12 protein-coding genes are annotated in these 13,803 nt (G+C 49.5%); 3 read left to right on the top strand and 9 right to left on the bottom strand.

What is annotated here, in order from left to right:
- Positions 1 to 181: 181 nt before the first annotated feature.
- From PsW74_RS19615 to PsW74_RS19600, 4 genes are all read right to left on the bottom strand, one after another.
- Positions 182 to 1,441 (bottom strand): amidase family protein, encoded by a 1,260-nt coding sequence (locus PsW74_RS19615; RefSeq protein WP_193775989.1) that lies wholly within the window; start codon positions 1,439 to 1,441, stop codon positions 182 to 184.
- Between the two features lie 13 nt (positions 1,442 to 1,454).
- Positions 1,455 to 2,351, bottom strand: coding sequence for a polysaccharide deacetylase (locus tag PsW74_RS19610; protein WP_063289880.1), 897 nt, complete (start codon positions 2,349 to 2,351; stop codon positions 1,455 to 1,457).
- Positions 2,348 to 3,040 (bottom strand): urea carboxylase-associated family protein, encoded by a 693-nt coding sequence (locus tag PsW74_RS19605; RefSeq protein ID WP_082830638.1) that lies wholly within the window; start codon positions 3,038 to 3,040, stop codon positions 2,348 to 2,350. The genes PsW74_RS19610 and PsW74_RS19605 overlap by 4 nt, the downstream gene beginning before the upstream one ends.
- A 236-nt stretch (positions 3,041 to 3,276) precedes the next feature.
- Positions 3,277 to 4,182: a LysR family transcriptional regulator gene (locus tag PsW74_RS19600; RefSeq protein ID WP_063289878.1), complete on the bottom strand. Its 906-nt coding sequence runs from the start codon at positions 4,180 to 4,182 to the stop codon at positions 3,277 to 3,279.
- A gap of 129 nt (positions 4,183 to 4,311) precedes the next feature.
- Between PsW74_RS19600 and PsW74_RS19595 the strand changes: the two genes are divergently transcribed.
- Positions 4,312 to 5,541: an aminopeptidase P family protein gene (locus PsW74_RS19595; RefSeq protein ID WP_063289877.1), complete on the top strand. Its 1,230-nt coding sequence runs from the start codon at positions 4,312 to 4,314 to the stop codon at positions 5,539 to 5,541.
- 247 nt (positions 5,542 to 5,788) lie between these two features.
- Positions 5,789 to 7,246 carry a sodium:solute symporter family protein gene (locus PsW74_RS19590; RefSeq protein ID WP_063289876.1) on the top strand — a complete coding sequence of 486 codons (1,458 nt, stop codon included), beginning with the start codon at positions 5,789 to 5,791 and terminating at the stop codon, positions 7,244 to 7,246.
- A gap of 395 nt (positions 7,247 to 7,641) precedes the next feature.
- On the opposite strand, the gene PsW74_RS19585 is transcribed toward PsW74_RS19590, so the two are convergent.
- The 4 genes from PsW74_RS19585 to PsW74_RS19565 all read right to left on the bottom strand — a co-directional run bounded on the left by PsW74_RS19585 (position 7,642) and on the right by PsW74_RS19565 (position 12,063).
- Positions 7,642 to 8,412 carry a hypothetical protein gene (locus PsW74_RS19585; protein ID WP_063289875.1) on the bottom strand — a complete coding sequence of 257 codons (771 nt, stop codon included), beginning with the start codon at positions 8,410 to 8,412 and terminating at the stop codon, positions 7,642 to 7,644.
- A 410-nt stretch (positions 8,413 to 8,822) separates the two neighbouring features.
- Positions 8,823 to 9,101, bottom strand: a complete 279-nt coding sequence (locus PsW74_RS19580; RefSeq protein WP_208981889.1) for a hypothetical protein — start codon at positions 9,099 to 9,101, stop codon at positions 8,823 to 8,825.
- 1,234 nt (positions 9,102 to 10,335) lie between these two features.
- Positions 10,336 to 10,881: a thioredoxin family protein gene (locus PsW74_RS19570; protein WP_063289762.1), complete on the bottom strand. Its 546-nt coding sequence runs from the start codon at positions 10,879 to 10,881 to the stop codon at positions 10,336 to 10,338.
- Positions 10,882 to 10,968: 87 nt separating this feature from the next.
- Positions 10,969 to 12,063 carry an L-dopachrome tautomerase-related protein gene (locus PsW74_RS19565; RefSeq protein WP_063289761.1) on the bottom strand — a complete coding sequence of 365 codons (1,095 nt, stop codon included), beginning with the start codon at positions 12,061 to 12,063 and terminating at the stop codon, positions 10,969 to 10,971.
- A 90-nt stretch (positions 12,064 to 12,153) separates the two neighbouring features.
- Between PsW74_RS19565 and PsW74_RS19560 the strand changes: the two genes are divergently transcribed.
- Entirely contained in the window at positions 12,154 to 13,032 is an 879-nt protein-coding gene (locus PsW74_RS19560; RefSeq protein WP_063305860.1) for a LysR substrate-binding domain-containing protein, read from the top strand.
- Positions 13,033 to 13,064: 32 nt separating this feature from the next.
- Here PsW74_RS19560 and PsW74_RS19555 read toward each other — a convergent pair whose 3' ends face one another.
- Positions 13,065 to 13,718, bottom strand: a complete 654-nt coding sequence (locus PsW74_RS19555; protein ID WP_063288113.1) for a GntR family transcriptional regulator — start codon at positions 13,716 to 13,718, stop codon at positions 13,065 to 13,067.
- Positions 13,719 to 13,803 lie beyond the last annotated feature (85 nt).

Below are 13,803 nucleotides of genomic sequence, written 5' to 3'. Positions count from 1 at the left end.
GATCATCTCCAATTTTTGCATTTATAACTATTCGGAAAAATGGGGTGACGACAAATGATTGAAGATCATCTCAGCATGACATTTCTTCATTATGAACTTTGTTTTGTGGCAAATTAAATTTGCTCTCAACCAACATTCTATACTTTGAAAAAGTGCAGTTTTAAGCCTAAACGCAGCACCTTTAGTTCAGCAAATGCTCAAGATGCAGACCAGCTTGTAAGACTTCATCGTCTGTCCCGTATGCGCCGCAAACAGAGTAACTCAAGCCAGGATCAGCAGGTTTCATCGGTATGGCCAGGGATGGAACGTTAAGGAAGGCTGTGAGCATAGTCAGTTTAAGTACATCTGCATTCTTTCGCTGAAACGTCGCACTGCTCTCTTGGACTTCTGCAAGATTAGGGGGACGACAAGCTACCGTCGGCATCAACATCAGATTACCTGATAAAGTTTCTTGCACAAGTTGGCAGAGCTTGGCACGAGTTGTCATTATATGTTGCAGAGTATCAGCTGAAACTGGGGTAAAGTCCCGCAAGCGTTTTTTGATTTGCGGATCAATCAGCTTATCCTCGAGTGCTACAAGCTGTGTGATCTGCTCATAAGCTTCATGGCCTACAAGTGGCCCAAATTCTGCAAAAAGGGCAAGTGTCTTATCAAAGGCGGGGAATGGTCTGCGTTCGATATCTATCCCGTGCTGTTCTAACAGATTCACAGTATCCTCAAATGCATTGGAAATATCTTCATCAAGAACAGGGTGAGAAAAGACAGGTAAAATGAATTTTTGAGTGAAGGGTGTTGCATTCACCCGTTCTGGCAATGTCCCCCTCATCGCACAGTCAAGGGCTATGATGCCCTCTACGTTGCGGGCCATCGGGCCTAATACATCAAGAGAGGGAGCTAGTGGTACGACACCTTCCATTGCATAACGGCCCATAGTAGGACGATACCCGCAAATACCTTGAAATGCGGCAGGGATACGGGTGGAGCCTGATGTATCAGACCCGATCGCAAGATCGCATAAGCCTGATGCTATGGCGCTTGCGCAGCCTGAAGATGAGCCACCCGGTACAAGTGAAGTATCTAAGGCGTTCTCAGCTGTTCCGAAATGCGGATTTAGCCCAAGACCAGAGAAAGCAAGCTCAGTCATGTTGGCATGGCCAACAGGCATGGCCCCGGCATTAATGATAGCTTCTATCACTGTTGCATTCTCACCTGCCGGTCTCTCAGAAAGCAGTTTCGACCCAGCGGAGGTTGCAAGGCCTTTTAGCGCGATGTTTGCCTTGATCGCGACAACGGCTCCGTCAAGCTGTCCATGACCGCTGCTGGTTATCTTTCTTGGTATTGCCGCCCGACTGAGTTCATGGCGCTGTGCCTTGTTGTCAGAAATAAAAATTGAAGTAAAGGAGGTTGTTGCAAGCTGTGCTTCAAACTCCTCACAACCCATGAATGCTCCCATTTTACTTTGCACCCAGATGAACAGGTTGGTTGTAATAAGGCAATTCTTCCACGCGAATAGACTGATTATCACGCACAAACTGATTATTCACATGCTCTGCAATCTCATGAAGTGGTGCAAACCAGATATCACCTCGCTCCAGAATCGTTTCAAGCCATCTTTCAACCAGTGTCCAGCGAGCAAGGCGCCCTGTCAGAAATGGATGCCAAATTGCCATCCAAAAACCACCATGCTCATATTGAGCTTCAAACTCTTCCCAAAACCCTTCCAGTCCCCTCGAAGGCCCTGCGACGGGCATCATGTAATCAATCTCTGAGTAGTGTGCGAAGGGTGGCCAATCATCTGTCCCCCAATGCACCGGCAGTTCAACAAGGGATCCTTTAGCTGTATGAATTCTATAAGGAATATCATCTGCCATCAGTGAACTATCGTACAGAAAGTCATTATCGACCAGGAAATCAATCACCCCTTGTGATGCGTTGTAGACTGGAGCGCGATACCCTTTGGGTGTGTTGCCAACAGTTTTTTTATGGGCTTCAAGAGCTCGCTCAAACCAATAACGGTGTTCCGCATCCGAAAGGTTAGTCGGATCTTCATGGAGATAACCATGGTGGCCTATTTCGTGCCCATCTTCCTGGATTAGATCCATAGCCTCTGGATATTGCTCAACCACCCAACCTGGCACAAAAAACGACTGTTTCAGACCTAATCTGCGATAAGTGTCCAAAATACGAGGTAAAGCAACAGTGGGACCATATCGTCCCATAGAAATTGGATACAGACGATCAAACCCGTCTTTTGGGCGAGAAATGTGGATCAAGCTATCTGCGTCAACGTCGAATGTTATTGCGCAGGCACATCTGGCTCCATTTGGCCAGACAATTGGGTTTTGAATCATGCGTTCCCCCCGAGGGTAACGCGGTAAGCAAGGTCGGATGGAGCACAGTTCTCACCGTTTACTGGAGTGACATCTTGCGGACAAGCAGACATTACAACCAGTACGTCGACCTCAGCACGAAACTCGATTTCATCGTCCGGTCTTGAAACTGGTGCTGCCCATTCTGTTCTGCGGGCTGAGGTGATAGGAACGTTCATCCAGAGGTTAAACGGGTCTGGAATTACCTTTGCTTCTAGGCCGATGGACTTCAATGCCTGGCGCAGATTATCTGTACAGTTATCGTGATATTCTTTGCACCCAAGCTGTTGGTAACGAGCATGATCACACGCGGCAATGACTGTGTCATGCACACCTGAGGACGTGTCACGTACCAACGTAAGCATGGATCGCCTTGCATTGGATACGAGGATATCGCCGACGGTTGGCACTAAACTTGCCAAAGCGGTCCGACAATGGCTCATGGAAAGGTACTCATACAAGTTGCTCGGATTAAACGCCCAAAAATCACAAACTTGCGTGCCTGTTGGATTCACCACGATGAGAGATTGTCCAGCCTCAAGCCTTACAGCAACCCCTGTTCTAGCAGGTAATGTATAATGCTTGTTGAGCTCTGGGCTACCATCACTGGAAATAGCCCCTGTTATGCTGTCGTTCAGACCTGTGGGCATATCTAGGTAAAAATTGGGCATCCGTCACCTCCTTTGATGTGCCCTAATTTTAACATCACATCTCAGGATCACATCAAAACGAATTACTCTCAGTTAGGAATGATGAAATCTCGTTTAGATGGGTCACAATGTATGGACCGCCTGCGTTTCGCGAGAGAGTTTTTACTTGGATGCTTGAAGTCACAAAAGCAATGTTGAAAGCTATCTCTTTGTAGAGCCCGCTGATTTTTGCAACAGCGCCACTTATTCAGCCTGCGCTAATGTCTCAAACCAACTTTCCGTTCGGATAATGCCCAGTCAGAGAAAATGTCGATATGTGCTTGCATTGATGACGGGACACGTTTGGATCTGATGAGATAGTAATCTGACCCGTAGGTCATTCGGCGGTCTGAGAGCTGAACTAGAGCTCCTATCTCCAGATCCGGCTGTACCATCGCAAGCGGGCAAAGAGCGACGCCTTGTGCCGATAATACGGCAGCCCTGAGTAGGTTGAAATCTTCGTAAGTTGTCCCCTGTAAAGGGCCGAGGTCTTCGTTCCCGTTGAGATCAAACCAGCGTTGCCACCCCCATGTATCACCGTCATGCAATAAACCAAGACTGCACAAATCCGAGATGTGATCCAAAGACTTTCCGTGTTGTTCCAATAGGGCTGGGCAGCACACCGGAAGGCTGTCACCACTCAGGAAGAATGACGCGTCAACATCCGCACCCTGCGGTTCGTTCGACAAAAAGGAGAAAGCGATATGTACGTCTGAATAGTCGATCTCGTAACCATGGATTGCATAGATAATACGCGTCTCAATGCTCGGATGGGCTTCTTTGAATTTGGCAAGCCGGGGTATGAGCCAGCACATGGCAACGGATGGGATTGCGGCAATGACCAGTTCGTTGCGGCCATTGTCCGAACGGGCGCGGTGACATGCGGCATCGATCTCAGTCAGTGACAGAGACAGAGAATTTGCCAGTTCAACGCCACGCTGCAACAAGATTGCACGGTTACCCTCACGATGAAACAGCGGTGCCTCCAACCAGGTTTCAAAGTTCTTCACTTGATGGCTAATCGCAGATTGCGTGACAAAAAGGGCGTCGGCTGCGGCTTTGAAAGAGCCTAGTCGTGCAACTGCTTCAAAGGCACGAAGGGCGTTCAACGGAGGCAAGGTCATGATATTCCTTCTTCATTAGAAAAACTAAACCTATCCTGAAATAACATCGTTTGACGAAATCGTGCAACTTCCAGTTCATGTGTTTAGTTTTTAGCCGCTTTTGGCGACATTAAATTCAGGAGTCCCCTCATGGAACGCGAACGTCTACAGAACTACGTCGGTAACGGCGACAAGGCTCCCGGCACTTTCTCAGACGTCGAAATGCAGCGTCGCCTAGACGCCATCCGTGCACATATGGCGAAGGAAAACATCGATGCGGCTCTCTTCACCAGTTATCATTGTGTGAATTACTACTCCGATTTCATCTATTGCCAGTTTGGGCGCCGTTACGGGTTTCTCGTTGACCACAACATCGCAACGTCCATCAGTGCAGGTATCGATGGCGGTCAGCCCTGGCGCCGCACCTTTGGCGGCAAAAACATCACTTATACCGACTGGCAGAAAGACAATTATTTTCATGCCATTCGCCCCCTGATAGGTGGTGTTAAGCGTCTGGGAATTGAGTTCGATCACATCACCATCGACACGCTAAACCTGCTTAAGGCCGAGTTTCAGAACATCGAACTTGTCGATATCTCAGCAGCGTCCATGCGCCTGCGCATGATCAAGTCTGTCGAAGAAATTGCGCATACTGAAAAGATGACACGCATTGCAGACATCGGCGGTGTGGCCTGTGTGGAAGCAATTGCAGTTGGTGTGCCTGAGCATGAAGTAGCGCTGCACTCAACGGCAACTATGGTTCGCGAGATTGCCAAGGTCTGGCCTCATGGCGAACTTTTAGATACCTGGACCTGGTTCCAGTCCGGCGTGAACACCGATGGGGCGCACAACCCAGTCACCAGCCGCAAGATCCAGCGTGGTGATATCCTATCCCTCAATTGCTTCCCGATGGTCGCAGGCTACTACGTAGCGCTTGAGCGTACGCTGTTTGCCGAGCATGCGAGCGATGAGCACATCAAGATGTGGGAACTGAACTGCAAGGTCCATGATCGCGGCAAGGAGCTGCTGGTGCCAGGTGCGAAGTGCTCCGACATTGCCAAAGAACTGAACGAGATCTACGCCGAGGCCGATCTACTACAATACCGTAGCTTCGGTTACGGCCATTCCTTCGGGGTGCTTAGTCACTACTATGGTCGCGAGGCAGGTCTGGAGCTGCGCGAAGATTGCGAGAAGATTCTAGAAAAAGGCATGGTAGTGTCTATGGAACCGATGATCACTATTCCCGAGAACATGCCCGGCGCGGGTGGCTACCGCGAACATGACATCATCGTGATCGAGGACGAAGGCAATCGCAACATCACCAACTTCCCTTACGGACCCGAGCATTTGATCGTCAAATCAGTTCTCAAAGCGGCTTGATCTATATGAAACGCCCCGACCTGTGCATGGTCGGGGCGTTTCCGCATCTAGAGACATTTTAATCTGGGAGGAGCATATGTTTCTGAATTCATGGGTACTTGATTGGTTTGTCATCCTGAGTATGGCCACCATCGCCGCCGCGCTTGTTGCCTGGCTGTTAGATCGCGTTCGCAAAAACGACTGACCCCAAAGACCCGTTCCGCAACAGAAGGCGGTGCATCACTTACCAAATCTGGAGGAGGAGATCATGGAAAGTATTCCGTGGATCAACTGGCTGATCATGGCGACGTCTTTTATCGCATTAATCTGGCTGGGTTGGAAATCGAGCAAAGTTGTGCATTTCAATAACGATGACGAAAGCGGTTTTCTAGTCGCTGGCCGGTCGCTTGGCCCTTTTGTGGGTGCCGCGACGATCGTGGCGACGGGCTACTCCGGTTGGGGCTTCATGGGCTCACCCGGTGTAGCTTACGAGTTCGGTGCCATCGAAATTCTAGGCAACTTTATGTTTGCACCTGCAATGGTGATCGCTGTACTTTTCTTTGCTAAGTTCCTGTCGCAGCGCGCAGCGTCCATGGGCAGTAATACGATCCCGGAATATGCAGCCAACCTGCATAGCACCGGTGGACTAGCTCGTCTGGTTCAAGGCGTTGCGGCAATCGTCACAATTGTCTTGTTACTCGTATTCCTGACTAGTCAAATCAAGGCGGTTGGCATACTTGCGTCAGGGTGGCTTGATCTACCGCAGGTCTGGGGCGCTACGGTGATGATCTCAATCATCATCCTGTATACTGTTCTAGGTGGTCTGACGGCGGTCGCTTGGACTGACACGCTGATGCTGATAGGCATGTTGATTGCCGCGGTTATCGTGTGTGTTCAGATGTTCAGCGACATTCCCCTGATGCAGATGGTCACTCAGCTGAATAAGATCGACCCTAATCTCGTGAACCCTGTGTCTTCTGACCCTTACGGCCAGGCCAAAGGTGCAGTCTATCTGGTTTTGCCCTACGCGTTCATGTTCTCCGCTGTCCTGCCCTACATGGCAGTGCGCTTTCTGGCGTTTCGAGCCGACGTGAAGTTCTCGACTGTTGCGCTCTATGTGGCGCCTTTTGCGTGCATCCTGTCGCTGATCCCCATCGTCGGTCTCTACATGCGGCTCAAGATGCCGGATCTCGCCGAGGCCGATCAGGCCATGCCGGTCTATTTGGAGACGTTCCTGCACCCAGTTCTAGGCGGCTTCATTACGCTCTGCATCCTGTTTGCCATGCAGTCCACGGCAAACTCGTTGCTGCACACGGTCGCCTCTGCCGCATCTCACGATCTACGTCGAGCGCTGTTCCCGGGTCATGAAAACCCCAAGACAGTTTTGTTCATCAACCGAACGGCAGTTGTGGTGTTTGGATTGGTCGGCTTGTTGATGATGATCTACGCGCCACCGTTCTTCCTGTCATGGTTAGGTATTCTTGGTACAGGCACTCTGCTTGCTGCTTTGGTTGGGCCGGTCTTCATTTCAGCGTTCTGGCGCGGAAACGCATACGGGGCACTGGCTGCTATGGTTGGAGGCTTCTGCATTTCGGGCTACCTGTTGATCTGGGGTGCTACTGGATGGGTGGTAGGGCCTTTGGTTGGATGCGTAGTTTCGTCGGTCTTGTATGTCAGTGTGAGCATTCTGACATTCAGTCTGGATAGGCGGGCTGCAACCGCTTGATCATAACGCATCGCCAACAGCAAGGGTAGGACTTTGGAACTGCTCTTGCTGTTGAAGTTTGAGAGCGTGGAGTTCGTCACAGTTACCCGACAATTTGATTAAAGTTGCTATGCCGCCATTCTCCAAGTCCTTTGTTCAATAGATGTGAAAGAGTAATGAAGGTTTATATGTGTTCTTCGTTCGGTAGCTGTGCATTTATTGAGTTGAGAAGAGTTCACCCCACAAAGCTCTACGACATCGTCACCTTGATGTTACCTCAACCTCTGCCAGAAACCCATGAATATCGTCTTCTAGCCCACTCTTAGAGCGGGCAAAGTTGTCGGATATTCTTGACCGTCTTTTCAGCTGCCGCGCTGGCAGCTTTGTGGTTGGATTTTAAAAATGATTTTCGCGTCTTATTCGGTGAGAGCTCGGAAGACGGGTTCCTGTTTTAGGAATGCTGCTTGTTGCTCGCCGCCAGCACGGTCGCTGTTTAGCTCGTTGCGGTAGCTAATGTAGCCCCAGTGGTGAGCGGAGACGTCTGAATCTGGCTTTACGCCTTCATCTACCCAGTTGGTCAGCAAAGCTCCTTCAATCTCTTCAAAGAATTGATGTGTTTTTACCAGCTGCTCAGTGGTGTAAGGCTCGCCTTCTTCTTCAGCACGGATGTAGAGAGTGAATTGGGCACCATCAGAAACACGTCGCGCCAGGTTACTAGTATCTACGCTACCCTTAGTAGAGTCTAGATTGGTCACTTTCCACTTGTCGATTGGAGAGTCTGGAGACAAAAGCAGGCCGGAGATTGCATCAAATGCTTGTTCGAGGTGCTCTTTTTTTACAGAAATATGAACCTTATCGCCGTGGTTCTCGCCTTTAAACTGCCCTTCTTCGCGACCAAAGTTAATGAATGAGTTGACGCCCGGTAGATTGTAGTAGCTGAAGCCTTCGTGATCACCGAAGTTTTGCGATTTGATGTCGTTGTAGTTCGGCGTTGAGTTTGCGAGGCGGAATACTGGTGCGCGCTCTTGACGAAACACTTGTGCAACCTTTTCAGGGCCTTCAGCAGTTACGCCGTCCCCGTTTACTGAACTTGGCAGGCTATCGTAAGTTGGTTCGAAGGCATCTCCGTCAAAACCGCCTCCGATAAAGTGCGAAGGGCTAAAACCTGAAGCTCCATCTATTGGCATCTCATCTCTCCTCTAGATCACCCAGGTGGAGCGAACTGCGCCGCATTGCTGAGCATGCCCCACCATTTACTGTTGACTGTCATTTAAGAGGACTGGATGCGGGGAAGTGTATCGTATGGAACACCTCGTCCAAACGTGATCGTATGGTTAAAGGGTTTGGGGATGAAAAGTTGTGCCGTATGCCGGCTGCCTAATTTGAGGTTGCCCCTTCAACTTCGGTGAGCTTGGACTGGTTCGAGAAAAGTGGAAGGACTTCGGGTTAGCGTGTCTCAACTCTTGATGGAAACGCTCTAATGGCGGCTTCTGGCCCTGTTTGACTTGGTTATCAGCTACAAAACATCTGATTTGCTTTCCTCATTGCTTGGTCTGGTTCGCACGCACGTCAAAGTCCTGAGCTAGTTATCAGAGTCTCACATTTGATGTCGACTGCGCATTAACGTCAGGGTGATCACTGTCCAAACACCTATCCGTACGGCCAAGGCCCCTACAGTTCGCATCTCATATGCCACTCCTTGAAAAACCAGAAATCCGAACCCCAAAGCAATCAGGCCCGTTGCCACTGCGATAAACGCAGACAGACCAAGTGCCCAGTTACGCTGTAGCCAGATCCCAATTGCAGCACCGATGTAGAGAAAGCCTGCTAGAAAATTGAACCAGAGCACGACTGGCATGTAGTCGCCCGCAGCCACTTGAACCTCCACTGGCCCAAATAAGACGCTCCCACCGGAAATCAGAGTCAGCGCCCCAAAAATCCCAGCGAAGAGTGCCAAGGACCTCTGCCAAAACGTTGAGCCGTATGATTGGGGTTCTGTTGAAGTCATTTTTTGGGAACCTCTGTGAGAGCGGCTTGTGCGTCAAATAAAGGATATAGGATTGGTTATAGAAATATAACTCCACAATGTGCCTCTTTCCTATTGCACAGAGCCTCTGATAGCTCTTCTTACTGCAATTAAATTGTGCGACTCAAAATGTCGTCGCCCGACTTAATGTGCGTCGACGTTAAGTAGAGAACCAAATTAGAAACACCGGAATCGCGACGAGCAGAAATACCCCTGCAATTCCGGTCCATGTGGGTACTATCAGGTAGGATTTGTGGGGCAGAGCAGGGTTGTAGAATACAGTAACACAGTCGCCTTCATGCTTTTGAATACCACCCTTCTGCCACTCAACCATTCTGGTTCCAGTGGCCCTAATAATGAACGGACTTAACCGCTTGCCGGTATAGGATATGTCGTTGACAGAATATTCATACCTCACGCGTGCCGTGTGCATTCTCTCATCAGAGCTTCCAATGCTTGAAACCCCATCTTCCGTGAGTTTTCCAATCGTATGAGGCCAGCGGCGTATGCGAAAACATGCGGTGATGCTAACGATCCCCATGAGCAAAGCATAGGCAATACACGCAGACAGAACCGCGTAATGTTCCCCATTAAGTAAATCAGTCCATAATTCTTGCATGCATTAAATTACCGCAAATGAGATTGGGAGAAATAGCGCAGAACACGCTCACGGTTTTGGGAGTTATACTTTGTCGCTTGTGGTTGCACTTGAAACCAGCCCTTGTTCCTAGCTGGATGTATCGATCTTGAGTAGCGAGCTTTGCTATTCCTAACTTAGAACATGCCGAGAAACTATGATCAGCCGCCCTCCAAGCTATGACGCGATTAGTTTCAGCGTCAAGCGCGCAACAGCCGTCATTCATACTCGTTGCAGCATCTATTGCTTTGGGCTCTTTGCAACCTACTCGGGCGGATGCATCAATCTGTGCTCGAGCGATCCAATAAGGTTCTCAGAATATCTTTTATGCAAACAGCACCAACCCTTGGAGGATCTGCTCGAATTCCCATAGTTGGTCCTCTGCTAGTGGCTACTGCGTCCGGCTTCTTAATTGCCCCATTTTGACTAGCTTTCGCGTAAACAGACCTACTTCCACTTAATTGAGCAGCCCATGCTCGGGATTTGATCCTCTGGTCCGCAGCTGGTTTTGGCAACCTGACGCATGGCATTGAGAAGTTCTGGTGTGCGGTTGGTTGGGTCGTCGAAGCCAGCATCATCCAAGCGGCCACGGTATTGCAGCTCACCCTTGTTGTTAAAGCCGAAGAAATCTGGCGTACAAACTGCGTTATATGCTCTGCCAACTTCTTGTGTTTCATCCAGCAAATACGGAAACTTAAAGCCAAATTCCTTGGCAAACTTTTTCATGAAGCTCGGTCCATCAGCAGGCACTGAGCGATAATCATTGGACATGACAGCAAGAACGCCGAAGCCTTCGGCTTTGAGCTGTTTCATGTCTTCTGCCAAGCGATCTGCAATGGCCTGCACATAAGGGCAATGATTGCAAATAAAGGCGATGAGCAAACCGCTTTCACCAATCTGATCAGACATGGTGAAGCTGGTACCATCAGCATCTTTGAGCGTAAATTCTGGCGCTTTCCAACCAAAGTCGCAGATTGGTGTGTTCAAAAGCATGGGAGCCTCTCAATTTCTTGTAATTGATCTTAAATGTGCAATTGACGAGCTGTTTGAACCCGTCAGTCACATCCGTTTCTTTGAAACTTATTTGCCCGGAACCGGAAAACGCATCACGTAGTATGGAGCCTTTGCACCATTGACGCCTTGATTGAAAGCCGGGTGCTTATGAAGCTGGTTTTGCGTAACATAGACATATCCGTCTTGAGCAACATCAAAGCCATCCGGCCAGGAAAGCCGTTCGTCTTGAATGAGCACTTCGTACTCTCCAGCGGTGGTCAGGCCAATGGCTGAGTTCTCGATGTCAGAAACGAAGAGACCACCATTAGGATTGAAAGTCATACCATCGCTTGGCTTTTTGGGACCGTATTCTTCAATGAAAGTATTCAGATCGGCGGAATTTACAGAGGGATCTGCAAGTTTTGCAGCCGGGATGCGGAAGATCTGCTCGCCATTCACTGTGCCGAAGTAGACCCATTTGCTGTCATCAGAGATGGCAATTGGGTTGAGGCCGAAGCGTAGATTGTTGAGGGAGCCATTTTCTCTTTTGGCTGCCATCAGACCACCGTCAATCACCACATCGCGGCCTGGGGAGATAAACTGCTCTGCCGCTTCCAGCAGGCGGCGGGCTTCGCCGGTCTTCAGGTCCACGATAACGATGGCTGGCTTGGATGGCCCCGCCAGATTGCCGAGGGTCATATCCGCGATATAGATCTGACCACGTTTTTCATCGATCGCAAAGTCCTGAGGGAAGGAGTTTGCTCTCAGAGCAGATTTGTCAATCTGCAAGTCTGCGTGAAGCGTGTTGGTCTCAGAGTTCCAGCCCAGCAGACGAGGTGCAGAAGTATCGCTTCCCATGTCCAGCATCCAGACCACGCCATTGGAGTCTGTGTCGACACCAATCACAGCAGACAAGCCGAGTTCGCCTACTTCCGGACCATCTGCCCAATCTTGAGTTGGGAACGGGGCCTTGCTGCCATCTTTCAGAACTTCAACCACCCTCAACGCCGGCCCATCCAACGGCTGCATGCTGACAATCATGCGTCCGTTTGGCGTTACGGTGATGTTACCCGGGCGGGTTTCAGAGAATTTTGCCACTTCTTCCAACTGAAGCGGCTCGCCAGCTACAGCAGATAATGAGAGGAAAGACAGAGCAGAGGCTGCCAGCAAAGATTTTAGCATGAATAAAATTTCCTTATTGATTATTGGCGTTCTATGAGACATATGGCTAAACATGATCGATTAGTAAAACTAGAAAAATAAATAGGTCCTATGAGCAACGCCAATAGATCTCCCTTCCGACTTGATACGGACCTGACTGTGCTTCGCTCTTTGATTGCTGTCATTGAGGAGGGTAGTTTTTCCGCTGCAGCAGAAAAAGTGGGGCGGACGCAATCGGCGATCAGCCTGCAAATTGCCAAGCTGGAAGAGCGGTTGGATGTGAAACTATTTGAGCGTACGAGCCGTTCTCTTTCCCAAACCAGCGAGGGTGAGATTTTTATCGGCTATGCTCGAAAGATTTTGGAGTTGGCCGATGAGGCTGTGTTGAGCGTTTCTGCGCCCAAGGAGCAAAGCATGCTGCGCGTCGGGTTTGCAGAGTATCTGGTACCGCAGCACCTACATATTCATCTGGCCCGCTTCAAACGAGCACACCCCACTTGTGATCTCAACTTGATCCTCGGCGGCGGGGCTGACTTGTTGTGTCTTTTAGATGCTGGGGAGCTGGATGTGGTATTCGCCGGACCAGAGGCCTCTGGCGGCAAGCAGTTATGGCAGGAGCCGCTGGTCTGGTGCGGGCAGCTGCCTGCGGCTGATAAACCTCTGGAACTGATCTTGATGCAGGAACCATGCAGCTATCGCGCTATAGCAATCTCTGCCATGGAAGCCATGGCCTCAGATTGGAAGATCTCAATCACTGCGAACTCCATTCAGGCTGTACAGTCCGCCATAAAAGCAGGGCTTGGAGTTTCCATTCTACCGGCCTCTGCATTGCTGGAGGACATTCCTGTGATTGAGAGCGCCCTACCAGGGCTACCAGTAACTAGCGTCTTAAGTTACTTGTCCGCACAGGAAGAAAATCCATTGGCGCAGCGCTTCATTGATTACTTGCTGTGTTACTTGGAAAAAACAGGAGCCTTACAAGCCACTTAGTTCCATTTATGTGCGGTAATGGAATGGGGAATTTAGTTTTTAAAGCGTAGCAAGATATCACCCCAGTAGGCGCCCTTTTCTGGGAGGATGTGGCTGCGAAGGAGGTTTTTTGCTTCTTGAATGTTGTTGCTTTGCAGGGCCTGGAGGATACTCACGTGCTGTTCATAGGAACGTAACATATGCTGCTCGTTGCTACCCAGATAATTTCTAGCGGTTGCCATCCGCGTAGAAATCAGTGCGTAGGCTTCAACGAAGTAAGCGTTATCGCAAAAATCAATCAGTACCTGGTGAAACTCATTGTCCAGTCCCAGGTATTCAAGCGTGCCGTTGCGTTCCATGCACACACTCATCTTATCCAGTATGTACCGAATGCTCTGGCACAACGCTTTGCAGTTCTTTTCGAAGGAAAGCTGCATAGCCTGAGATTCAATATAGTATCGAAACTCGAGCAGTTCATTGAACTCAGTCTGAGAAAGACTGAAAACGAAGGTGCCACTTTGAGGTTTGATCTGAACGAGACCTTCGCTTTGAAGCCGTTTTACGGCATCACGTATCGGAGCTTTTGTTGCTTCCAGTCGCTTGGCCAGAACAGTTTCAGATAGCTTGCTCCCCATTGGCAACGTGCCATTGATGATCATTTCACGAATGCGTTTGTAAACAACATCTTTGAGCAAATCTTGTGCCATCGGAATCTCAGAAAATGGATCAAAAAAAGAGTGAAGGAAAATACGTATCACCTTCCATCACTCAATTTGCCTTATAATACAATTT

Source organism: Pseudovibrio sp. W74 (assembly GCF_001623085.1).
Classification (GTDB): Bacteria; Pseudomonadota; Alphaproteobacteria; order Rhizobiales; family Stappiaceae; genus Pseudovibrio.
Note: the sequence above shows the minus strand (reverse complement) of the source record. Positions and strands in the feature narration are given on the sequence as shown.

Coding starts and splice junctions, on each gene's coding strand:
- PsW74_RS19615 (WP_193775989.1), bottom strand. CDS start 1,441: ATGGGTTGTGAGGAGTTTGAAGCACAGCTTGCAACAACCTCCTTTACT.
- PsW74_RS19610 (WP_063289880.1), bottom strand. CDS start 2,351: ATGATTCAAAACCCAATTGTCTGGCCAAATGGAGCCAGATGTGCCTGC.
- PsW74_RS19605 (WP_082830638.1), bottom strand. CDS start 3,040: ATGCCCAATTTTTACCTAGATATGCCCACAGGTCTGAACGACAGCATA.
- PsW74_RS19600 (WP_063289878.1), bottom strand. CDS start 4,182: ATGACCTTGCCTCCGTTGAACGCCCTTCGTGCCTTTGAAGCAGTTGCA.
- PsW74_RS19595 (WP_063289877.1), top strand. CDS start 4,312: ATGGAACGCGAACGTCTACAGAACTACGTCGGTAACGGCGACAAGGCT.
- PsW74_RS19590 (WP_063289876.1), top strand. CDS start 5,789: ATGGAAAGTATTCCGTGGATCAACTGGCTGATCATGGCGACGTCTTTT.
- PsW74_RS19585 (WP_063289875.1), bottom strand. CDS start 8,412: ATGCCAATAGATGGAGCTTCAGGTTTTAGCCCTTCGCACTTTATCGGA.
- PsW74_RS19570 (WP_063289762.1), bottom strand. CDS start 10,881: ATGCTTTTGAACACACCAATCTGCGACTTTGGTTGGAAAGCGCCAGAA.
- PsW74_RS19565 (WP_063289761.1), bottom strand. CDS start 12,063: ATGCTAAAATCTTTGCTGGCAGCCTCTGCTCTGTCTTTCCTCTCATTA.
- PsW74_RS19560 (WP_063305860.1), top strand. CDS start 12,154: ATGAGCAACGCCAATAGATCTCCCTTCCGACTTGATACGGACCTGACT.
- PsW74_RS19555 (WP_063288113.1), bottom strand. CDS start 13,718: ATGGCACAAGATTTGCTCAAAGATGTTGTTTACAAACGCATTCGTGAA.